We start from the raw sequence: 22,417 nt of genomic DNA, 5'->3' as shown, positions 1-22,417 counted from the left end.
CCTGAAGGTCATCGAGCCAGGGAAATCCTAATCAGCAAAGGCGCAGTACATATTCGCCAGACAGACAGATTGCTTGGCGCATCAGCCAGATCGCCGGCGGTACTCACGCGGTGCGACGCCCATCAGTCGGCGGAATGCAGTGGAAAATGAGCCGGCGGACTCGTAGCCCAGATCGGCCGCAATCCGCGAGATGGAAAGCCCTTGGTCCAGCATCGGGATCGCCGCAAATATCCTCGCGTGCTGTCGCCACAGCATGAAGGACGAACGCAGTTCCGCCTGAAACAGGCGGGCAAGGGTTCTGCTCGATGCGCCGACCCAATGCCCCCAGTCCTCCAGGTTTCGAGCATCACCGGGGGCTTGCAGAAGCGCGAGGCATACCTTCTGCAGCCTCGCGTCTTTCGGCATGGGCAGCCGTAGCGGCACTTCATGGGCCAGACGGATTTCATCCACCAGCAGGTGCATCAGGTGCGCCTCCCGGCTGTCCGGTGGCGACGCCGATGTCACGCTTTCGGCACGCAGCACCAGCTCACGCAGCAGCGGGCTGACCATCAGGCTTTGCGGTGTTTCCGGCAGTTGTACGCCTAGCGCTTCGGTCTTCAGGTAGACCGTGCGCAAGCGCACCGTTCCCCGTGCCTTGAGGCTGTGGGGCAGGCCAGTGGGCATCCACAGGGCCTGATTCGGTGAGATCACCCAGAACCCGCGAGCGCACGTCAGCTCCATGACACCTTCGCTGGCGTAGATGAGCTGGGCGCCTTCGTGCCAGTGCTCGGGCAGCCGTTGTCCATCCGCGTAGACCCGGGCGGTAACGCTGAGAATCTCGGCCGTCTCTTTGAAAACGGGGATGTGTTTCGTGTCGGTATCGGTCATGGGCGAATACCTTATCCGGGCTGATCTGCAGGAGTACAGGCTTGCCGAACTTGACCGGATGCTCAGGCGCTGACGGCGGACGCCGCGGCCTGCTGTGCTATCCTCCCGCCGCCCCGCGGTGCCAGGGGCTTTGCGCTGGAGTCGTCGAGAAAAATGGCCAAACCCTTCACTACCCTGGATGACGTTGCCAAGGCCGCGGGGATGTCCCGCGCCCAGGTCTCCCGTGCCCTGCGAGGCGATCCCGGGGTGCGTCCGGAAACCCGCGAACGCATCGATGCCATCGCCGCCCACCTGAACTACCGGCCCAACCTCGCGGCGCGCAGCCTGGCGGAGTCGCGTTCGTCGATTGTCGGCCTGATCATCGGCGACCCGAACAATCCCTTTCACATCCAGTTGGCCCAGGCAGTGGACCGGCATTTGCTGGCCGCCGGTTTCGACGCGATCACCTCGCTGCGCTCGGTGGACGACGGTGCCGCCTTGCAGGAAGTCGAGCGGCTGCTCAGCCTGCGAGCGGCGGGCATTATCCTGCTGGGCTCGGCCCACCATCCCAAGGTGATCGGCGAAATCGCCGACAAGCTGCCGTGCGTGTTCATCGGCAGCAAGCGGGTGGCGCATCCCGAGGTCATTTCGATTGCCGTGGATGATGACAGCGGCGTCCGCCTTGCCATGGAACACCTGTATGGCCTGGGCCATCGGCGTATCGCGCACCTGGCCGGTGGCCGCGAGCCGTCTTCGAAAGAGCGGGCCAACGCCTACAGCCGCTTCATGCGCGAAGCCGGTCTTGAGCCGGTGTTGATTCGCGGCAAGCACAATGCCGCTTTCGGCAGGGCAGGGGTGGATGCGCTGTTCGCCAGTCAGACTCCGCCCACGGCGATTTTCGCGTCCAACGACTTCATCGCGCTGGGCGTGCTGGACCGGCTCAAGGGCATGGGGCTGTCGGTGCCGAATGATGTGTCGGTGGTGGGTTTCGACGATATTCCCGATGCGGCCAATGCCCTGTTTTCCCTGACCACGCTCAAGCAGGACACCGAGGCGCAGGCCAAGGCCGCGGTGGAATCGCTGCGCACCATCCTGGCCGGCACTGCCGCGCGCAAGCGCAGGGTAGACATGTCGGCCGAGCTGATCGTGCGGACCTCCACAGCCGCGCCAGCACTCAGTCAATAATTATTCTCATTTTCTCCCTGCGTCAGATTGACTCAGAATGTAACAATCCATAACATTCCGCCCGTTTGCATGGCGACCAGGACCGGTCGCCATTTTTTGCCTCGATTATGAGAGCGCTCTCATTTGTTTCGACACGTCTGCAACAGGCGTTGCGTGTCGTAATCCCACACAAAATGAGAGCGCTCTCATGGATTGCGGCGCTTAGGCCAAGGACCGGTCGGCTGCTTGTACGGCAGAGGCTTCCTGGGGATGCCCGTTCGCTGTAGCGGCTGGGCATCGATCTGAATGAATGGCTGAGGCCGCAAGAACGTAGGAATGAATATGAAATTGAAAGGCATCGTCCCGATAGCCATCGGCGCGATCTTGACCGTGCTCGGGGCCGGCCTGGCCCTGGGCGGCGGCAAACTGATCTCCCTGGGAGGCAGTGGGTATTACCTGCTGGCCGGCGTGCTGATGGCCGCCACCGGTGTTTGCCTGGTACGACGCAAGCTCGCGGCGACCTGGATCGCGCTGGCGCTGTTGCTGATCACCGCCGTCTGGGCGTTCGCCGAGGTCGGGCTCGACTTCTGGCAACTGGTACCCCGCCTGGTGACGTTCATCGTCATTGCCTTGGTGCTCACCTTGCTGGTGCCGCTGCTGGACGGCAACCGCGCGTTCCTGGGCAGCGGTACTCGCGCCGGCATCAGCCTGGCGCTGATCGCCAGCCTGGTCGGTTTCGGCGTTGGCATGTTCAAGCCGCACCCGACCGTGGTGGCCGAAAAGGGCAGCACCTCGCCCGTGGTGGCGGCGGACGCCGGTGAGGCCGATGGCCAGGACTGGACCGCCTACGGCCGTGGCACCCATGGCGAGCGCTTCGCGCAGTTCGACCAGATCAACAAGGGCAACGTCAAAGACCTGCAGGTGGCCTGGACCTTCCGTACCGGCGACATGGCTATCAACGGCGCTGAATATCAGGGCACGCCGCTCAAGGTCGACGACACCGTCTACCTGTGCACGCCGCTGAACAAGGTATTTGCCCTCGACCCGATCAGCGGTGCCGAGAAGTGGAAATACGATCCGCAGGTCAAGGACACACCGTCCAACAAGGCGTGGAAGCGCTGCCGTGGCGTGGGCTACTACGATGCCGACAAGGCGCCGCAGAACGCTTCGACGCCTGCCGAACCGACCGTCGCCACCGCCGCGGCCGAGCCTGCCGAGTGCCGTCGTCGCATCATCACCACCACCGTCGATGCGCGCCTGATCGCCCTCGATGCGCAAACCGGCAAGCCGTGCGAAAGCTTCGGTGTGCACGGTGAAGTTGATCTGCTCAAGGGCATCGGCCCTAACACCGACGGTTCCTACTACCTGACATCGGCGCCACTGGTGGCCGGCAATGTGGTCATCGTCGGCGGCAAGATCAACGACAACCTCAAGACCGGCGAGCCATCGGGCGTGACCCGTGGTTTCGACGTGCGTACCGGCGAGCTGCTGTGGGCCTGGGACGCATTGAATCCGAAGCGCGGCGTGCCGCTGCCGGAAGGCGAGAACTACCCGAGCGACTCGCCGAACTTCTGGGGCACTGCGTCCTACGATCCGGTGCTGGGTCTGGCCTACATCCCGACCGGCAACCAGACCCCGGACTTCTGGAACGGCGATCGCAACCCTGGCTCCGATGAGTACAACGATTCCATCGTGGCCATCGACGTCAACACTGGCGTGGACAAGTGGCACTTCCGCACCGCCAACAACGACATGTTCGACTACGACGTGTCGGCTCAGCCGATCCTCTACGACCTGCCCAACAAGCAAGGCGGCAAGATCCCCGTGGTGATTGCCCTGACCAAGCGCGGCCAGATCTTCGTGCTCGATCGTCGTGACGGCACGCCGGTGTTCCCGGTGGAGCAGCGCCAGGTTGCCACCGACGGTGTCCCGGGCATGCGCATTTCGCCAACCCAGCCGTACTCGCAGCTCTCCGTCGGTACCGAGCGCTTCAAGGAATCGGACATGTGGGGTGGCACCGTCTTCGACCAGTTGATGTGCCGCATCGACTTCAAGGCCATGCGCTGGGAAGGCGAGTTCACCCCGCTGGTGGAAGGCCAGGCGACCCTGATCTATCCGGGTTACTACGGCGGCTTCAACTGGGGCGGCGGTGCACTCGACGCCTCCACCGGCACCCTGATCGTCAACGATATCCGCATGGCGCAATGGGGCCGTTTCATCAAGCGTGAAGACGCCAGGCGCACCGGCCTGAAGCCAAGCACCGAGGGTGAGTACTCCGAGCAACTGGGTACGCCGTGGGGCGTCGAGCGTTCGATGTTCGTCTCGCCATTGGGCGTTCCGTGCTTCAAGCCGCCGTTCGGCACCATGACCGCCATCGACCTGAACAATGGCAAGACCAAATGGCAGGTACCGATGGGCAGCATCGAAGATGCACCGGTGAAAGGCATCGTCCCGGGTGTGCATATCCCGCTGGGCATGCCGACCATGGGCGGTCCGCTGGTGACCAAGGGTGGCCTGACCTTCTTCCACGGCACCCTGGATTACTACATCCGCGCGCTGGACAACGAGACTGGTGAAGAAGTCTGGCGCGGCCGCCTGCCGGTCGGCGGGCAAGGTGCGCCGATGTCCTACGTCGGCCGCGATGGCAAGCAGTACATCGTCGTCACTGTCGGTGGCGCAACCCGCACCGGCACCAACGACAACCGTGGTGACTACGTGATCGCCTACGCGCTGCCCGGCGCGACGAAGTAGAATGCCAATCCGGCCGTGGCTCAGTGTTTTCGAGTCACGGCCGTTCTCTGAAGCCCGTCCGCCCCGGCGGGCTTTTCCGATGTCGTTTTCGCAGATTTTTTTCCATGTCGATCCAACCTCAGGACCGCAGCGTCCGCGCTTCCCTTTATTTTGTCTGCCTGGCCGCCAGCGTTCCGGCGCTCGCCCAGGAACAGACCGTCACCCTCGACCCGCTGGCTGTGACCGGCACCTACGTCCCGGCCTCCACCTTCGATGTGCCGGCCTCGCTCGACATCGTCACCCGTGACCAATTCGCCGAGGGGCAGGCCGGCGTCAATCTTTCCGAAGCCCTTTCCCGCGTGCCCGGCGTGGTGGTGCAGAACCGCCAGAACTATGCCCAGGACCTGCAAGTGTCGACCCGCGGTTACGGCGCCCGCGCCGCGTTCGGCATTCGCGGTATCAAGGTGCTAAGCGACGGCATTCCCGCCAGCACGCCGGACGGGCAGGGGCAGGCGGCCTCGCTCAATCTGGATGTGGCGGACCGCGTCGAAGTCCTGCGCGGCCCCGCGTCCGCCCTCTACGGCAGCAATGCCGGCGGGGTGATCCAGATGTTCAGCAAGGATGGCAGTGGCCCGGCGACGATCGGCGCGAGCACCTTGCTAGGCAGCGACGGTTTTCTCAAGAACCGCCTCTACAGCCAGGGCGGCAACGACCAGGCCGGCTTCGTGCTGGATGCGTCGCGCATGGACACCGATGGTTACCGCGACCACAGCGCGGCGCGGCGTGACCAGACGTTCGCCAAGGTCCACATCCGCCCCGACGAGGACAGTCGTCTGGCGCTGATCTTCAACACCCTGGAGCAGAACGGCACCCAGGATCCGCTGGGTCAGACCTGGAGCGGCTACAAGCAGGATCCGCGTTCGGTGATCCCGCAGGCCGAGCAATACAACACCCGCAAGAGCATCCACCACCAGCAGGTGGGCTTGAACTACGAACGCGATTTCGGCGACGCGACCCTGCAGTTCAACGCCTACGCCGGCAAGCGCAGCGTGATCCAGTACCTGTCGATTCCCAAGGGCACCCCGGCCAACGAGCGGGGCGGCGGCGTGGTCGACTTCGACCGCGAGTTCCATGGCGGCACATTGCGCTGGATCCAGCCGATCACGGCCGTTCCGGGTGCGCTGACCCTGACCTTCGGCGCAGACTACGACCAGAGCCGTGATGACCGCCGTGGCTACCAGAACTACAGCGGCACCCAGCTCGGCGTGAAGGGCGAACTGCGTCGCGACGAAGTCGATACCGCTACGAGCCTAGATCCCTATGTCCAGGCCCATTGGGAGCTGGACCGCTGGACCCTGGATGCCGGCCTGCGCCGCAGCAGCATGGAGATGGAGGTGGATGACCACTACCTGTCCAATGGCGATTCCAGCGGCTCGAAGAAATACCAGCGCACCACCCCGAGCCTGTCGGTGATGTACGCCTTCACCCCGGACCTGCACGGCTATGTCAGCGCCGGCAAAGCCTTCGAAACGCCGACCCAGGCGGAAATGGCCTATGCGCCTGGCGTTTCCGAGACCTTCAACTTCGGCCTGCAACCGGCCACCGGCCACCAGCACCCAGTACGAGATCGGTCTCAAGGCCCGGCTCACCGAGCGGAGCCGCTTGAATGTGGCGGTCTTCGAGATCCACACCGACGATGAACTCGTGGTCGCGGGTTCCAATTCCGGACGGACCAGCTACACCAACGCCGGCAAGACCCTGCGTCGCGGCCTGGAAGTCGGCTTGCAACAGCAGTTGGCGGCGGATTGGGAACTGAACCTGGCCTACACCCACCTCGATGCCACCTACCGCGACGACGTCATTGGCGGCACCAGCCAGATCGAGAAAGGCAACCGCCTGCCGGGCGTGCCGAAGGACAGCCTGTTCGGTGAACTGGTGTGGAAGCCGGTGGCGGGGTTGAGCACTGCGCTGGAAGGCCAGTACCGCAGCCAGGTGTATGTCGAAGACAGCAATGACCAGAAGGCTGCGCCGGCGTACACCGTGTTCAACTGGCGGGCGCGGATGGAGCAGCAACTGGACCGCTTCACGGTCTATGAAATGGTGCGGCTGGATAACCTGCTGGACCGGCAGTATGTCGGCTCGGTGATTGTCGGTGACGGCAATGGCCGGTACTACGAGGCGGCGCCGGGCCGCTCGTGGTACGCGGGGGCGGGCGTGGAATACCGCTTCTGATTCAGTACCTGCGTGACCGGAGTCTCTGATCAGACTTCGGTCAGCGGGATGTCGCCCGCATTTTTCTTCTCGCGCCGCTCACTCATCCAGTCGCCGACTTTCGCCCCGAAGCCGGCGGGGGCCTTGCGTCCGACCTTGCGCGCGAGGTCGAGCACGGTCTGCTGGGCCAGCGCTTCTTCCATGCGTTTCTGCGCGGTGATCATCGCCGCGTGAACCGCGCAGGGCCCTTCGGTCGCCCACTCAGGCGGCTCGCCGTCGAACAGCGCGCAGCGACCACGAATCTCGCGGCAATCGAAGATCAGCTTGCGCCCGTCGATCGCGTTGACGATGTCCAGCAAGGTGATTTCGTCGGCGGGGCGGGCCAGGCGGAAGCCGCCGCGGACGCCTTCGGTGGCCGCCACCAGCTTGCCCTTGGCCAGCTTGGTGAAAATCTTCGCCAGGTAGTCCAGCGGCACGCCTTGCAGTTCGGCGAGATCACGCACGCTGGCCTCGCGGCTCTCGCCGCCGTCACCCACCAGGAATATCAGGCAGTGAATGCCGTATTCGACACCCGCGCTGTAAAGCGACATCACGTTATCTCCGACTGAACTGGTCGCAAATGTTACCAGTCTCTGTGGCTGCCGAGCAAAGCCGGCGGTCACCTTCCGTCTGCCCGAAAATTTTTCAGAGCGCCTATAGCCGCTGATTCTGTGGCTTTAAGGCGGTTTCCACGGCGCAACCCGGCGGCTGGCGACGAGTGGCGGCTTGTTTTTATTAACTACGACCAATAAAGTCGTAGTTGTGAATTCGAACCCTTCTACAAGCGGAGCAGAACAATGCAACAGCACATCCTGATTCTCGGTGCCGGTTTTGGTGGACTGTGGAGTGCCCTGAGCGCCACGCGCCTGCTGGACATCCATGGCCGCACGGACGTTGCCGTAAGTGTCCTCGCACCCCAGGCCGAACTGCGCATCCGCCCGCGTTTCTACGAAGCGGATGTCGCCCGCACCGTGGCGCCGCTGGGCGCGTTGTTCGACGCGGTGGGTGTGCGTTTCATCGAGGGCGCCGCACAGCGCATCGATGTGGCTGGCAAGCGCGTCGAGTACCGGGATGCCCAGGGCAATACCGCGGTCAGCCACTACGACAAGCTGGTATTGGCCACCGGTAGCGTCCTGGCCCGGCCGGACCTGGCGGGTGTGGCCGAGCATGCGTTCGATGTTGATCAGCTCGAAGAAGCGCTGCGCCTGGAAACGCACCTGAAGTCACTGGCGCAGCGCCCGGCTTCGGCGGCGCGCAATACCGTGGTGGTCGCCGGTGGCGGCTTCACCGGCATCGAGACCGCGACCGAAATGCCGGCCCGCCTGCGTGCGGTGCTGGGCGAAGACGCCGAGGTGAACGTGATCATCGTTGACCGTGGCGAGGCCATTGGCGCGTCCATGGGCAACGAAATTGCCGGCTCGATCGCCGAGGCCAGTGCCGAGTTGGGTGTGCAGTGGCGCTTGAAGTCGTCGGTGGAAGCGGTGGATGCCGAGGGCGTGACCTTGTCGGACGGCCAGCGCATCGAGGCCAGCACCGTGATCTGGACCACCGGCGTCCGGGCCAGCGACCTGACCGCGCAGATTCCCGGCGAGCGTGATCGCCAGGGCCGGCTGCATGTGGATGGCGCTTTGAAGGTGGTAGGGCAGGCCGATATCTATGCCGCCGGCGATACTGCCTACGCAGCCAGCGACGACCTCGGTAACCATGCGTTGATGACCTGCCAGCACGCTATTCCGCTGGGCCGCCATGCCGGCAACAACGTCGCGGCGGACCTGCTGGGTGTAGCGCCGGTCATCTACAGCCAGCCCAAGTACGTGACTTGCCTGGACCTCGGCGCCTGGGGCGCGGTGTTCACCGAAGGCTGGGGGCGCGAGGTGAAACTGGTGAAAGAGGAGGGCAAGCAGCTCAAGACCCAGATCAACACCGTGTGGATCTACCCGCCGGTAGCGGAGCGGGCGGTGGCATTGGCGGCGGCGGATCCGTTGATTCCGATTGCCTGAGGCGGGTGACGGCAACACGGTGTCAGCCGACAGTTTTTAAGCGCCTTCAAGATCGAGCGCCGCCCTCGCGGCGCATCGCCGGCAAGCCGGCTCCCACAGATTTCATCGGTACAGGTGGGAGCCGGCTTGCCGGCGATGCGCCGCGAGGGCGGCGCTCGATCTCAAGAGCACTGGAAAACTTCAGACATGTGCCAGGTGGTCATGGTCCGGTTTCTGGCCATCACCACTCCGCCGATCACATATTCAACGGATCCTCCCGATCCTCCTTGTCCTTGCGCGCCTGCGCCGGATCGGCTGCGTCCTGCGGTCGTTCGCTCAGTGACGCGCTCAGGTTCTGTGCTGCCATCGCCGCCTGCATCTGTGGTTCTGCCTGGCCCATGGACTTCAGCTCGGTTTCATCCTTGATGCGCTGGGCAATCGCCAGGTCGATCTTCTCTTTCTTCTCCGGCGGCAACGCCTCGTAGTCGTCCTCTGTCAGCCCCAGCTCGTTGAGCATCTTCAGGCGGATCTTCTCGGCCGGCGACAGGGCCATGTAATCGCGAAACTCCTGGGCGGCGCTGCTGCTCGTGGTGCTGGCGCCGGACGCCGTCACGCCGGTGGATTCGTCAGACTCGCTGGACCCCGAATTCTGCAGGATCACCTTGAGCTTGGCGAAGGCCTCGTCCTGGGCATCTTGAGCGTCCTGGTACGTCGAGTTCGAAGCGCTGCCGGAGGCGGTCGCGCTGCTGACCGTGGAAACCGCCGACGCGGTGGCCGTTTCCGACTGGTAAGCTTGCGCGTCGGCGCCGGGGATGGCAGCGAGGGTGCGGTGCTGGCTCACCGCGATATTCTGCCAGCCATGGCCATTGATGATGCTCACGGGATCATTCTCCTTGGAGTGGGACACTGGATCAGGCGCGATATCGCAATTGCTGTGCCAGTCTGGAGAGTCCCCGCAGCACGGGCCTTTCAGCCGTGCGGTGCGGTTGTACGGCGGAAGACGTTTGCCGCTTGCGGCAAGTCTTGTACCGCCGGGCGGCATTAAAGTTTGCGCACCCGGTGCCGATCCAAAGAGCACTACATCCGGGCCACGACCCGGACCCCCATGGGGTTGAAGTTCCCTGCCGGACAGGCAGAGTGACGTCGCCTTGCGTCCACTTCAATTCATGGTCCGTCCTGAGTGGCGGGCATTGGTCTTTATGAGGAAGAGGCGTATGAATCTTTACATCAACCAGTTGCAGAAGAAGCCGGCATTCCGCGAGCGCGTCTACGCGGGCGACATCTTCCTCGATACCAACCTGCGCAGCGCCCACGAACTGTGTGCGCTGGCCCGGCACAGCATCACCGAAGCCTTCGACGGCGAGCTCGATCACCTGTCGCTGCACAAGAAGATGCCGGTGGAAACCTTCGTCGAGCACGTCACCCGGCTCAAGCGCAAGTTCACCAATGGCCCGCAGGCCAAGGCGCTGATCCGCGACTACATCCTTGAAATCGGTGCCGATCCGAGCGACTACATCTTCGACGTGCCACGGGTGCGCGTAGTGCCGAACTACGACTACCTGCACGCCGGCGTCAGCTACGCCTACAAGGCGCACCGCGACACCTGGTACGGCAGCGTCGATTGCCAGTTGAACACCTGGATGCCGATCTACAGCATCGAGCCCGAGCAGACCATGATGATCAACCCGGCTTACTTCACCAAGCCGGTGCAAAACTCCTCGCACACCTGGAGCCTGACCGACTGGATCAACAACCAGCGCCTGAAGGCCAAGGACAACATCACCGAGGAAGCCCGGGTGCACCCGGTGCCGCTGGAAAACATCGACAACAGCGCGGAAATCCGCGTCGCCGCCAACAGCGGCGAGATGCTGATGTTCTCCGGCTCGCACCTGCACGGCACCGTGGCCAACCACACCGACAGGATCCGGTTCAGCGTGGACTTCCGCCTGATCCACCTGCAGGACCTGATTCAGAAGCGCGGCGCGCCGAACGTCGACAACGGCTGTTTCGACGTCGAGGCCGGCTTCAAAGACCTTTTCCATGCCAGCGACTTTTCGCAATTCCAGGGAGTTAACCCATGACCAAGCGTCGCCTGACTGCTGCCGAGGTCGAGTACAACGAAAAGCGCGCCAGCGTGCTGAGCCGCGTCGATGCCCAATACGTGGCTGACGCCCCCTTCGTGTTCGCCAACCGCATCGCGGTGACCGCGGCCCTGTCACGCATCGAGCTGTTCAAGATGGTCCAGGACATTCCTGGCGCCATCGTCGAGTGCGGCGTCTACAAGGGCAATTCGTTGATGCTGTACATGCAGTTGTCGATGATTCTCGAGCCGTATGCGATCAACCGTTCGATCATCGGTTTCGACACCTTCCAGGGCTTTGCCAGCATCGACCAGAAGGAAGACCCGGCGGATATCAACGAGAGCATGTTCTCCGATACCGACGAGACCCTGATCCAGGACATGATCGACGCCAACGACCTGGTTCGCCCGGTCAACCGCATCCCGCGTTGCGAGATCGTCAAGGGCGACATCCTTGAAACCGTGCCGGCCTTCGTCAAGACCCGTCCTGACCTGGTGGTGGCGATGCTGATCCTCGACACCGACCTGTATTCCTCGACCAAGGTTGCGCTGGAAACCTTCCTGCCGTACATGCCGAAGGGCGCCATCGTGGTGCTGGACGAAGTCGCCTACCGCAACTTCCCTGGCGAAACCGCTGCGCTGCGCGATGTGCTGGACCTGAACAAGGTCGAGCTGAAGCGCCTGCCGTTTGATTCTTCGGTGGGTTACTTCCGCGTCTGATCTATTCCAGATCAAATAAGCCGGGACCGCTGCGCGGCCCTTCGCGAGCAAGCTCGCTCCTACAACAGCACATGCCTCTGTAGGAGCGGGTTTACCCGCGAAGGGCCGCACAGCGGCCCCGGCTTTTTCAAGCAAACGCCGATCAGATATGCAACGCGTGCCCCAGCGCCCGCAACGCCGCTTCCTGCACCGCCTCACCCAGCGTCGGATGCGCATGGATCGTCCCTGCCACATCCTCCAGCCGCGCGCCCATTTCCAGTGACTGGGCAAACGCCGTGGACAGTTCCGACACGCCAACCCCCACCGCCTGCCAACCGACGATCAAGTGATTGTCGCGGCGCGCCACCACGCGCACGAAGCCGCTCTTCGACTCCAGGGTCATCGCCCGGCCATTGGCGGCGAACGGGAATTGCGCCACCAGACAGTCGAGCCCTTCGTCTTTCGCTGCTTCCGGGGTCTTGCCGGCCACCACCAGCTCCGGATCGGTGAAGCACACCGCAGCAATTGCCGCCGGTGTGAACGCGCGTTGCTTGCCGGCAATCAGCTCGGCAACCATCTCGCCCTGAGCCATGGCGCGGTGCGCCAGCATCGGCTCTCCGGTCAGGTCGCCAATCGCCCAGACGTTGCGCATGCTGGTCTGGCAGCGGTTGTCGATGGCGATGGCGGCGCCGTTCATTTTCAGCGCCAGGGCCTCAAGGTTGAAACCCTGGCTGCGCGGACGACGGCCCACCGCCACCAGCACCTGATCGGTTTCCAGCGAGAGTTCTGCGCCGTCCGGCGTGCGCACCCGCAGGCGTTTTTCGGCGGCGTCGAAGCCTTCGACGCTGTGTCCCAGGTACAGCTTTACGCCAAGCTTTTTCAGCGACTCGGCCACCGGCTGGGTCAGCTCGGCGTCATAGGTTGGCAGGATGCGCTCGCGCGCTTCCACCACGCTGACCTCGACCCCGAGCTTGCGGTAGACGATACCCAGCTCCAGGCCGATATAACCGCCGCCCACCACCGCCAGGCGCTTGGGCAACTGGCTCGGTGACAGGGCTTCGGTAGACGAGATCACCGCGCCGCCCAGCGGCAGCATCGGCAGCTCGACGCTGCTGGAACCGGTCGCCAGCAGCAGGTGCTCGCACTGGATGCGCAGGTCCTGGCCGTCGATCTCGACATGCTTGCCGTCGATGATCTTGGCCCAGCCGTGAATCACCTTCACGTCGTTCTTTTTCAGCAGCGCTGCGACGCCGCTGGTCAGGCGGTCGACGATGCCGTTTTTCCAGGCAACGCTCTGGCCGATGTCCAGCGTTGGCGGCTGGACCTTGATGCCCAGGTTCGAGTGCTCGCTGTGCTGTTGGGTCTGGTGAAACTGCTCGGCTACGTGGATCAGCGCCTTGGACGGAATGCAGCCAATGTTCAGGCAGGTGCCGCCCAGTGCCTGGCCTTCCACCAGTACCGTGGGAATGCCCAGTTGCCCGGCGCGGATCGCTGCGATGTAGCCGCCGGGGCCGCCGCCAATGATCAGCAGCGTGGTATTGAGGGTCTGCATGGTCACTCCACAAACAGGCTGGCGGGTTGTTCGAGCAGGCCACGGATGGCCTGGATGAAGAGCGCGGCATCCATGCCGTCGACCACCCGGTGATCGAACGAGCTGGAGAGGTTCATCATCTTGCGGATAACGATCTGGCCGTTGACCACCATTGGCCGTTCGACGATGCGGTTGACGCCGACGATCGCCACTTCCGGGGTGTTGACCACCGGCGTGCTGACAATCCCGCCCAAGGCGCCGAGGCTGGTCAGGGTGATGGTCGAGCCGCTCAGTTCTTCGCGGCTGGCCTTGTTGTTGCGGGCCGCGTTGGCCAGGCGGACGATCTCGCTGGCGTTGTCCCACAGGCTGCCGGCTTCGGCATGGCGCACCACCGGAACCATCAGGCCGTTGTCGCCTTGGGTGGCGATGCCCACATGCACCGCGCCGTGACGGGTGATGACCTGGCCTTCATCGTCATAGGTCGCGTTGATCTGCGGGAATTCGCGCAGGGCCACCACCATGGCCCGCACCAGAAACGGCAGCAGGGTCAGCTTGCCGCGGCTGTCACCCCATTTCTTGTTCAGGTGCACGCGCAGCTCTTCGAGCGCGGTGACGTCGATTTCCTCGACATAGCTGAAATGCGCGACGCGGCGCTTGGCGTCCTGCATGCGCTGGGCAATCTTGCGGCGCAGGCCGATCACCGGGATCTGCTCGCTGTCCTCGCGCTTGGCGTAGCCGCTCGGTGCTGCCTGGCTGCGGGTCGGCTGGGTGAGGAACGCGTCGAGGTCTTCGTGGAGGATGCGCCCGGCCGGGCCGCTGCCGTGCACATAACGCAACTCGATGCCGGCGTCCCAGGCGCGCTTGCGCACGGCCGGGGAAGCCAGCGGACGTTCATTGGCCGCACGCGGGACGATCGCCGCTTCGGGCGCGCTGCTGCGGGCCGGGCTGGCAGCGGCGACAGGCGCGGCTGCCACGGGTGGAGGCGTCTCGATCGGTGTGGCGGGTTTCGCCTCGGGGACTACTGCGGCCGCCGGTTTGCTGGCGCCTTCCTGGTGGTTGCCGGCGCCTTCCACTTCAATGCGGATCAGCTCGCTGCCCACCGCCATGACTTCGCCGGGCTGGCCGCCGAGGGCCAGGACCTTGCCGGTGACCGGCGAAGGGATTTCAACCGTGGCCTTGTCGGTCATGACATCGGCGACAATCTGGTCTTCGGTGACGGTATCGCCGACCTTGACGAACCATTCCACCAGTTCAACTTGTGCGATGCCTTCGCCAATGTCCGGCATCTTGATGACGTGCGTTCCCATTCAGACCTCCATGACCCGTTTCAATGCCGCGCCAACCCGAGAAGGACCGGGGAAGTACGCCCACTCCTGTGCATGCGGGTAGGGGGTATCCCAGCCGGTGACGCGCTCGATCGGCGCCTCCAGGTGGTGGAAGCAATGTTCCTGCACCAGCGCCACCAGTTCGGCGCCAAAGCCGCAGGTGCGGGTGGCTTCATGGACGACCACGCAGCGGCCGGTCTTCTTCACCGACTCGACGATGGTTTCCAGGTCCAGCGGCCACAGGCTGCGCAGGTCGATGACTTCGGCATCGATACCGGTTTCCTCGGCGGCAACCTGGGAGACATAGACGGTGGTGCCATAGGTCAGCACGGTGACGTCGTTGCCGGGACGGGTGATCGCCGCCTTGTCCAGCGGCACGTTGTAGTAGCCGTCCGGCACGGCGCTGGCCGGGTGTTTCGACCAGGGGGTAACCGGGCGGTCGTGGTGGCCGTCGAACGGGCCGTTATACAGGCGCTTGGGTTCGAGGAAGATCACCGGGTCATCGCATTCGATCGAAGCGATCAACAGCCCCTTGGCATCGTAGGGGTTGGACGGCATCACGGTGCGCAGGCCGCAGACCTGGGTGAACATGGCCTCGGGGCTCTGGCTGTGGGTCTGGCCGCCATAGATACCGCCGCCGCAGGGCATGCGCAGGGTCAGTGGGGACACGAACTCGCCGGCCGAGCGATAACGCAAGCGCGCCATCTCCGAAACGATCTGGTCGGAGGCGGGGTAGAAATAGTCGGCGAACTGGATTTCCACCACCGGACGCAGGCCATAGGCACCCATGCCCACGGCGGTGCCGACGATGCCGCTTTCCGAGATCGGCGCATCGAATACCCGCGACTTGCCGTACTTGGTCTGCAGGCCTTCGGTGCAGCGGAATACCCCGCCGAAGTAACCGACGTCCTGGCCGTAGATGACCACGTTGTCGTCGCGCTCAAGCATGATGTCCATGGCCGAGCGCAGGGCCTGGATCATGGTCATGGTGGTAGTCGCCATGGCGGTTTCCAACTGGATTGAAGTGTTGTGATCGTTCATCTCAGATCCCCAGTTCCTGGCGCTGCCGGCGCAGGTGCTCCGGCATTTCCTTGTAGACGTCCTCGAACATCGAGGCGGGGCTCGGCATCTGCCCACCGGCGAGGGTGCCGTACTGCTCGGCTTCCTTCTGCGCTTTGATGATCTCGGCTTCCAGTTCGGCGGTGACCGCCTGGTGTTCCTCTTCGGACCACTGGCCGGCGGCAATCAGGTGCTGCTTGAGACGGGCGATCGGGTCGCCCAGCGGGAAGTGGCTCCAGTCGTCGGCGGGACGGTACTTGGACGGATCGTCCGAGGTGGAGTGCGGACCGGCGCGGTAGGTGACCCACTCGATCAGGGTCGGGCCATGGCCACGACGGGCGCGTTCGGCGGCCCAGCGCGAGGCGGCGTAGACCGCGATGAAGTCGTTGCCGTCGACCCGCAGCGACGCGATGCCGCAACCGACGCCACGGCCGGCGAAGGTGGTCGCCTCACCGCCGGCGATGGCCTGGAAGGTGGAGATCGCCCACTGGTTGTTGACCACGTTGAGGATCACCGGCGCGCGGTAGACGTGGGCGAAGGTGAGGGCGGTGTGGAAGTCGGATTCGGCGGTGGCGCCGTCGCCGATCCAGGCCGAGGCGATCTTGGTATCACCCTTGATGGCCGAGGCCATGGCCCAGCCGACAGCCTGGACGAACTGGGTGGCGAGGTTGCCGCTGATGGTGAAGAAGCCGGCCTCGCGCACCGAATACATGATTGGCAACTGGCGACCCTTGAGCGGGTCGCGCTCGTTGGACAGCAACTGGCAGATCATTTCCACCAGCGACACGTCGCGGGCCATCAGGATGCTTTGCTGGCGGTAGGTCGGGAAGCACATGTCCGTGCGGTTCAGCGCTGCCGCCTGGGCACTGCCGATGGCTTCCTCGCCGAGGCTCTGCATGTAGAAGGACATCTTCTTCTGGCGCTGCGCGACCACCATGCGGCTGTCGAACAGCCGGGTTTTCATCATGGTGCGCATGCCGCGGCGCAGCACCTGCGGGTCGATGTCTTCGGCCCATGGGCCGAGGGCATTGCCCTTGTCATCGAGCACGCGGATCAGGCTGTAGGCCAGGTCGGCGGTGTCGGCAGGTTCGACGTCGATAGCGGGTTTACGGACCAGGCCGGCATCGGCCAGGCGCAGGTAGGAAAAGTCGGTCTGGCAGCCTGGCCGGCCTGTAGGCTCGGGCACATGCAGACGCAGGGGGGCGTACTCGTTCATGCTTTTTTACGCTCGCTCTGTCTTGTGTTTTTGTTGAGCTTTGAAGCGGTCGCTACTGAACCCGGCTTGTGACCAGAGAGTCAGTCTTGGCTACATGATATTCCGCCCCCGAAAGAATATTTTTCTGATGTTGGTTGCCTTTGCCACGGTACGCGGATAAATATTCTGCAAAATAACAATCGGCAGGGTAATTATTCTCATGCGGAAACTGGATCGGACCGACATCGGCATTCTCAACAGCCTTCAGGAAAATGCCCGCATCACCAACGCCGAGCTGGCGCGCTCGGTGAACCTCTCGCCCACACCGTGTTTCAACCGGGTCAAGGCGCTGGAGGAGTCGGGGGTGATTCGCCAGCAAGTGACCCTCCTGGCCCCGGAAGTGCTGGGGCTGGATGTGAACGTGTTTATCCATGTCAGCCTGGAAAAGCAGGTGGAGCAGTCGCTGCACCGCTTCGAGGAAGAAATCGCCGAGCGCCCGGAAGTGATGGAGTGCTACCTGATGACCGGCGACCCGGACTACCTGTTGCGGGTATTGCTGCCGAGCATCCAGGCGCTGGAGCGGTTTCTCGATTACCTGACCCGGCTGCCGGGCGTGGCCAATATCCGTTCAAGCTTTGCCCTCAAGCAGGTGCGCTACAAGACGGCGCTGCCGTTGCCGGCGAATGGGTTGACGTTGCGTGAGGCTCGCTAGGTTTCTGAGCAGGAGCCAGCAGCGATCAGTCTCCGGGGAGTGTAGAAAATCACGATCAATTGGCCACTTATATGCTTGATATTTTTAACAGTGGCTGAGTATGTTGTGGGGGTCGCCGTTTCCGGCATGCGAAAACAACAAGGATAGAGTCATGACGACCAATGACCAGCGCTCCCTGGCCGAGCGTTTGACGGGCATTGATGAAATCGAATGCGTCACGCCAGACCTCAATGGCGTACCGCGCGGCAAGGTGATGACCGCCGAGGGTTTCCTCGAAGGTCGACGCCTGCAATTGGCCCGCGGCGTGTTGTTGCAATGCATCATGGGCGGCTACCCGCCGGCCCGCTTCTACGGCAGTGATGACGGGGACCTGGCGCTGGTCGCCGATCCGACGCAGATCCACTTGCTGCCCTGGAGTGATCAACCCCGTGCCCTGGCCATCTGCGACGCCAGCGAACTGAGCGGCGAAGGCTCCGGCCTGTCGACCCGCTGCCAGCTCAAGGCGGTGATCGCCCGCTACGCCGCCCTCGGCCTGGCGCCGGTGGTGGCCACTGAACTGGAGTTTTTCGTCTTCGCGCCCAACAGCGACCCCACTCAGCCATTCCAGCCCCCCGTTGGACTGGACCGGCGCCGCGAGGACGGTCACTCGGCCTTCAGCGTCAGTTCCAACAATGGCCTGCGGCCGTTCTTCCAGGAGGTCTACCGCTGCATGGCGGCGCTTGGGCTGCCGCGCGATACCTTCATGCACGAAATGGGCGTGAGCCAGTTCGAGATCAACCTGCTGCACGGTGATCCGCTGCTGCTGGCCGACCAGACCTTCCTGTTCAAGCACCTGCTCAAGGAGGTTGCGCTCAAGCACGGGTTGACCGTGGTGTGCATGGCCAAGCCGCTGGCGAAAACCCCGGGCAGCTCGATGCATATCCACCAGAGCGTGGTGCACATCGACAGCGGCAAAAATGCCTTCAGCGATGCCGACGGCAAGCCGACCGATGCGTTCTACCACTTCATCGGCGGCCAGCAGGCTTGTCTGGCGGATTTCACTGCGCTGTTCGCGCCCAACGTCAACTCCTACCAGCGCCTGTGCCACCCGTATGCGTCGCCGAACAACGCCTGCTGGTCCGAGGACAATCGTGCTGCGGGCTTACGGATTCCGGCCAGTTCGCCGGTGGCGCGGCGGGTCGAGAACCGCCTGCCCGGTGCCGATGCCAACCCTTACCTGGCGATTGCCGCCAGCCTTGCCGCCGGCCTGCACGGCATCGAGCAGCGTCTGCAACCGGCGCCGGCGATCCAGGGCGAGTTCGAAGTGCCGGACCATTTGTCATTGCCATGCACCCTGCATGCGGCGCTCGACCGGCTCAAGCGCAGCGACCTAGCGCGCGAGTTGTTCGGCAAGGAGTTCATCGAGGGCTACCACGCCACCAAGACCATGGAGCTGACCAGCTTCTTCGATGAAATCACCCCGTGGGAGCGACGTGTGCTGGCCGCCCAGGCCTGACCGAACGCAGGTTGCGGTAGAACCACCCAGTAAAAGAGGCCGATCCCGGTAACGTGATCGGCCTCTTGTTTTTTTCTCCGTGCCCGAGCCTGTGGCAGGAATAATCACTTATGCTTTCACGCAGTTTTTCCATCTGCTCAAGAGGCCGTTCGGGACGCTGATGCGCACAATCTGGAAGTCTTTTCGCGCGTTGTACTTCGCCGCTTTGATGATGTTGATCGGTTCCGGTCTGTTGAGTACGTACCTGGCCCTGCGCCTGAGTGCCGACCATGTGGACAGTCTCTGGGTCGGTGCGCTGATGGCGGCCAACTATTTCGGCCTGGCCCTTGGCGGCAAGATCGGCCACCGGCTGATCGCCCGGGTCGGTCATATTCGCGCCTACGCCACCTGTGCGGGGATCGTCGGCGCGGCGGTGCTTGGTCATGGCCTGGTCAGCTGGCTGCCGGCCTGGCTGTTTTTACGGGTCATCGTCGGCCTCGGCATGATGTGCCAGTACATGGTCATCGAGAGCTGGCTGAACGAACAGGCCGACGCCAAGCAGCGCGGCGCGGTGTTCAGCGGCTACATGATTGCCTCCTACCTCGGCCTGGTGCTGGGTCAGTTGATTCTGGTGGCGCATCCGCAACTGGGCCTTGAACTGCTGATGCTGGTCGCCATGTGCTTCGCCCTGTGCCTGGTGCCGGTGGCGTTGACCCGGCGCATCCACCCGGCGCCGTTGCGGCCGGCCGCCATGGAGCCGCGGTTCTTCATCAAGCGCGTACCGCAGTCCCTGAGCACAGTGCTGGGTTCGGGGTTGATCGTCGGGTCCTTTTATGGTCTGGCGCCGTTGTACGCCTCGCGGCAGGGCCTGAGCACCGAGCAAGTGGGTTTGTTCATGGGCTGCTGCATTTTTGCCGGCCTTTTGGTGCAATGGCCGCTGGGCTGGTTGTCCGATCGCTATGACCGGGCGGTGCTGATCCGCAGTGTCGCGGTGGGCCTGGCGGTGGCTTCGTTGCCGCTTGCCGTGCTGCCGGAGGTGCCGATGGTGGTGCTGTTCGTCGCCGGGTTTGTGGTGTCGCTGTTGCAGTTCTGCCTGTACCCGCTGGCTGTGGCGTTCTCCAACGACCATGTGGAGAGCGAGCGGCGCGTGTCGCTGACCGCCATGCTGCTGGTCACCTACGGCGTTGGCGCGAGCATCGGGCCGCTGGCTGCGGGTGTGCTGATGAAGGCCTTCGGCGAGCAGATGCTCTACGCCTTCTTCACCTTCTTTGCGCTGGTGCTGGTCTGGCGGATTCGGCCGAAGGCGGTTACCGGGCTGCATCAGGTCGATGATGCGCCGCTGTCCCACGTGGCCATGCCAGCCGCCAGCTCGCCCCTTGCCGCGGCCCTGGACCCACGGGTGACGGAGCAGGTGGTGCAGGATCAGATGCAGACGCCAGTGGCGGCGGAGGATACCGAGGAAGAAGAGGAAGATGCCGGCAAGGAAGGGGAAGAACAGAAGCCGGTGTGATCTGGAAAGACTGGGACCGCATCGCGGTCCCAAGGGGTACTTAGTAGTCGTCTTTGTCGAAACGGCGAGCTTCGCGCTGCAGTTGATAGACGAAACTTTCGATCTTGCGTTGCATCTGGCCGGTGACGTTGTGGAAGCGGATACCGGCGAAGGTGGCGCCCAGGCGCTCTTCGAAATGCAGGTGGCGCAGTTCGACCGACATATTGCTCAGGCCCAGCGGGCTGCCCGCAGCGAATTTCTCGTAGACCTGACCCAATTGCAGACGCTCTTCGATATTGCCTTCGAAGCGCAGCTTGCAGCCGGTGGCGGAAACGTCCAGCAGCTTGCCGCGAATGGCGCCAGCGCCCTTCAGCTTCTCGCCGTCGAGTACGACGTCCACCAGTTGCGACAGTTTCAGCGCGGCGCGGAAAGCGTTGCGACGCTGGTGATAGGTCACTTCGGCAGGCAGGGAGCCGCGGTAGAAACGGGCATTATCGGCAGTCACGACCGTCAGTGGCTCGTTGCATTCCCAGGCGATCCGTACACCGTCATGGAAGCCTTCGACCCGGAAGGGTTCGCCGTTTTCCAGGAAACGCTCGCCGTCGCGAGGAATCATTTCGTCCAGGGACAGGACGTTGTTGTCGCGGTCTACGTCGACCACGTAACTCTGGAAACGCTGACTGCGCTCATGGAAGGTAATGATCAGCGGATCATGGCTCTCTTGCAGCATCCGCAAGTTGGCGGCAATTTCCAAAGGCGTGGTGAAGACCTTCGGAGGCTGCGGAGCTTCTACGTCATTGAACACGGTTGATGAATCTCCAGGCAAAAACGACACACGCAGCCAGCATTCTGCCAGCATGTGTTGTGCCTTGATAGAGGGTCACGCCTGGCTGAGCGCACGAGGCTTGGCAAGTGGCGAGGTGGAGCCCCGGCTGTCGTAGAGCGAAGGGGCTTCACCGCCCATGAGGATTCTGATCTGGTTGGCCGTGGTGGCCTGCTGCAGAACGATGGATTGACCGTTACGTTCGTTGATGGTCTTGCATTCGTTGAGCAGATTGCCCAGCACATCGAGTTGCTGCAGCAATTGCGCACCCAGGTGCGACTGGCTGGCCAGTTTCTCGACGCCGGTGCGGTCTGGGGGCAGGCCCAGACTGGTGAGCAGTTCACTGCGCCGACGGCCCTGCTGATCAAGTAGCACTACCAGCGATTGCTTGTAGGCCAGGATATTTTCCAGCACCGGCATGTCCCGGCCGTGCAGGGCGACGTATTCGTCCTGCAGGAGCTGGAGCAGTTGTTGTGCCGGGCCGATATCGTCTTCGATCAGTTGCAGCAGGGTAGTGTCGTGCATGGCTGGCTCTTGGAGTCGTAGCGTCCTTGAAGTCAGCGCGCCAGAGGGCTAGCGCTGAGCTTCGAAATTAAGCAGTTTGCTGGCGACACGGTTGGCGTCGACCTGGTAGCTACCGTCGGCGATCGCCTGTTTCAACGCGGCCACACGGTCGCTGTTGACGATAGGCTGGTCGCGCAGCTTGTCGCTGACCTGTTGCAACTGCTGTGCCTCGTGGCTGAGGTGTACCGTTTCCCCGCTCTGGGCGGTGCTGGCAACTGCTTCGGACTGGCCTGCGCGGTTGCTGGCGGCGCTTTCCTGGCTATTGCCAGTGCGCAGGCCGCCCGTCACTGACGGGGAATTATTCAAACGACTGAAGTCGATGACCATGATCAGAAAACCTCTGGGAATTTGGACGCTTGCCCTTTTTTCGGCCGACCCGAAAAAAACTTTAGGCGCGAATGAATGATCCTTCGCGGCAGGTCCATCAGCCCGTACTGGGACACAGTTTAGGAAATGCAGTTCCTGATCGCCAGCTTTCATCAGCCGTGCGTGCGATG

The 22,417-nt window shown here is 63.3% G+C and carries 18 protein-coding genes and 1 pseudogene; 9 read left to right on the top strand and 10 right to left on the bottom strand.

All coding sequences use genetic code 11. The features are described 5' to 3' along the window. Nucleotides 1–81 precede the first annotated feature (81 nt). A complete protein-coding gene (locus DM374_RS08670) occupies nucleotides 82–867 on the bottom strand; it encodes an AraC family transcriptional regulator (protein WP_110969476.1) in 786 nt (261 codons plus the stop codon). Nucleotides 868–1,020: 153 nt separating this feature from the next. Between DM374_RS08670 and DM374_RS08665 the strand changes: the two genes are divergently transcribed. From DM374_RS08665 to DM374_RS08655, 3 genes and pseudogenes are all read left to right on the top strand, one after another. Next, on the top strand, nucleotides 1,021–2,031 hold the full coding sequence (locus DM374_RS08665; protein ID WP_110969475.1) for a LacI family DNA-binding transcriptional regulator: 1,011 nt from the start codon (nucleotides 1,021–1,023) through the stop codon (nucleotides 2,029–2,031). A 315-nt stretch (nucleotides 2,032–2,346) separates the two neighbouring features. Beyond that, nucleotides 2,347–4,761, top strand: coding sequence for a membrane-bound PQQ-dependent dehydrogenase, glucose/quinate/shikimate family (locus DM374_RS08660; protein WP_177431533.1), 2,415 nt, complete (start codon nucleotides 2,347–2,349; stop codon nucleotides 4,759–4,761). 104 nt (nucleotides 4,762–4,865) lie between these two features. Further along, nucleotides 4,866–6,972: pseudogene (locus DM374_RS08655) on the top strand (TonB-dependent receptor family protein). A 29-nt stretch (nucleotides 6,973–7,001) separates the two neighbouring features. Here DM374_RS08655 and DM374_RS08650 read toward each other — a convergent pair. Further along, nucleotides 7,002–7,541, bottom strand: a complete 540-nt coding sequence (locus DM374_RS08650) for an RrF2 family transcriptional regulator (RefSeq protein WP_110969474.1) — start codon at nucleotides 7,539–7,541, stop codon at nucleotides 7,002–7,004. Nucleotides 7,542–7,787: 246 nt separating this feature from the next. Between DM374_RS08650 and DM374_RS08645 the strand changes: the two genes are divergently transcribed. Continuing rightward, nucleotides 7,788–8,990, top strand: coding sequence for an NAD(P)/FAD-dependent oxidoreductase (locus tag DM374_RS08645; protein ID WP_110969473.1), 1,203 nt, complete (start codon nucleotides 7,788–7,790; stop codon nucleotides 8,988–8,990). A gap of 235 nt (nucleotides 8,991–9,225) precedes the next feature. Here DM374_RS08645 and DM374_RS08640 read toward each other — a convergent pair whose 3' ends face one another. After that, nucleotides 9,226–9,849 (bottom strand): hypothetical protein, encoded by a 624-nt coding sequence (locus DM374_RS08640; protein WP_110969472.1) that lies wholly within the window; start codon nucleotides 9,847–9,849, stop codon nucleotides 9,226–9,228. Between the two features lie 334 nt (nucleotides 9,850–10,183). Here DM374_RS08640 and DM374_RS08635 point away from each other — a divergent pair, with 334 nt between their 5' ends. Together DM374_RS08635 and DM374_RS08630 are read left to right on the top strand one after the other, a co-directional pair. Continuing rightward, nucleotides 10,184–11,050 carry a phytanoyl-CoA dioxygenase family protein gene (locus DM374_RS08635; RefSeq protein WP_110969471.1) on the top strand — a complete coding sequence of 289 codons (867 nt, stop codon included), beginning with the start codon at nucleotides 10,184–10,186 and terminating at the stop codon, nucleotides 11,048–11,050. Continuing rightward, nucleotides 11,047–11,769 (top strand): TylF/MycF/NovP-related O-methyltransferase, encoded by a 723-nt coding sequence (locus tag DM374_RS08630; protein WP_095156909.1) that lies wholly within the window; start codon nucleotides 11,047–11,049, stop codon nucleotides 11,767–11,769. Before DM374_RS08635 ends, DM374_RS08630 begins: the two co-directional genes overlap by 4 nt. A gap of 142 nt (nucleotides 11,770–11,911) precedes the next feature. Here DM374_RS08630 and lpdA read toward each other — a convergent pair whose 3' ends face one another. Genes lpdA through DM374_RS08610 form a run of 4 tightly spaced genes read right to left on the bottom strand, consistent with a single transcriptional unit; the run spans nucleotide 11,912 to nucleotide 16,879 of the window. Next, nucleotides 11,912–13,300: a dihydrolipoyl dehydrogenase gene (gene lpdA, locus DM374_RS08625; protein ID WP_110969470.1), complete on the bottom strand. Its 1,389-nt coding sequence runs from the start codon at nucleotides 13,298–13,300 to the stop codon at nucleotides 11,912–11,914. Between the two features lie 2 nt (nucleotides 13,301–13,302). After that, nucleotides 13,303–14,586, bottom strand: a complete 1,284-nt coding sequence (locus DM374_RS08620; protein WP_110969469.1) for a dihydrolipoamide acetyltransferase family protein — start codon at nucleotides 14,584–14,586, stop codon at nucleotides 13,303–13,305. After that, on the bottom strand, nucleotides 14,587–15,645 hold the full coding sequence (locus tag DM374_RS08615) for an alpha-ketoacid dehydrogenase subunit beta (protein ID WP_110969468.1): 1,059 nt from the start codon (nucleotides 15,643–15,645) through the stop codon (nucleotides 14,587–14,589). 1 nt (nucleotide 15,646) lies between these two features. Next, nucleotides 15,647–16,879 carry a 3-methyl-2-oxobutanoate dehydrogenase (2-methylpropanoyl-transferring) subunit alpha gene (locus DM374_RS08610; protein ID WP_095156913.1) on the bottom strand — a complete coding sequence of 411 codons (1,233 nt, stop codon included), beginning with the start codon at nucleotides 16,877–16,879 and terminating at the stop codon, nucleotides 15,647–15,649. Between the two features lie 199 nt (nucleotides 16,880–17,078). On the opposite strand from DM374_RS08610, the gene bkdR reads away from it, so the two are divergent. The 3 genes from bkdR to DM374_RS08595 all read left to right on the top strand — a co-directional run bounded on the left by bkdR (nucleotide 17,079) and on the right by DM374_RS08595 (nucleotide 20,554). Further along, entirely contained in the window at nucleotides 17,079–17,570 is a 492-nt protein-coding gene (gene bkdR, locus DM374_RS08605) for a Bkd operon transcriptional regulator BkdR (protein WP_095156914.1), read from the top strand. 253 nt (nucleotides 17,571–17,823) lie between these two features. Then, a complete protein-coding gene (locus tag DM374_RS08600; protein ID WP_177431536.1) occupies nucleotides 17,824–19,065 on the top strand; it encodes a glutamine synthetase family protein in 1,242 nt (413 codons plus the stop codon). Nucleotides 19,066–19,225: 160 nt separating this feature from the next. Then, nucleotides 19,226–20,554: an MFS transporter gene (locus tag DM374_RS08595; RefSeq protein ID WP_110969466.1), complete on the top strand. Its 1,329-nt coding sequence runs from the start codon at nucleotides 19,226–19,228 to the stop codon at nucleotides 20,552–20,554. A 40-nt stretch (nucleotides 20,555–20,594) separates the two neighbouring features. Here DM374_RS08595 and DM374_RS08590 read toward each other — a convergent pair whose 3' ends face one another. The 3 genes from DM374_RS08590 to flgM all read right to left on the bottom strand — a co-directional run bounded on the left by DM374_RS08590 (nucleotide 20,595) and on the right by flgM (nucleotide 22,247). Continuing rightward, nucleotides 20,595–21,338: a flagellar brake protein gene (locus DM374_RS08590; protein ID WP_095156917.1), complete on the bottom strand. Its 744-nt coding sequence runs from the start codon at nucleotides 21,336–21,338 to the stop codon at nucleotides 20,595–20,597. A 75-nt stretch (nucleotides 21,339–21,413) separates the two neighbouring features. Further along, nucleotides 21,414–21,881 (bottom strand): flagella synthesis protein FlgN, encoded by a 468-nt coding sequence (locus DM374_RS08585; protein ID WP_095156918.1) that lies wholly within the window; start codon nucleotides 21,879–21,881, stop codon nucleotides 21,414–21,416. Nucleotides 21,882–21,929: 48 nt separating this feature from the next. Continuing rightward, entirely contained in the window at nucleotides 21,930–22,247 is a 318-nt protein-coding gene (gene flgM / locus DM374_RS08580; protein ID WP_095156919.1) for a flagellar biosynthesis anti-sigma factor FlgM, read from the bottom strand. Nucleotides 22,248–22,417 lie beyond the last annotated feature (170 nt).

The organism is Pseudomonas huaxiensis, assembly GCF_003231275.1.
In the GTDB taxonomy this organism is placed as follows: domain Bacteria; phylum Pseudomonadota; class Gammaproteobacteria; order Pseudomonadales; family Pseudomonadaceae; genus Aquipseudomonas; species Aquipseudomonas huaxiensis.
This window is presented reverse-complemented; position numbering and strand designations above follow the sequence as displayed.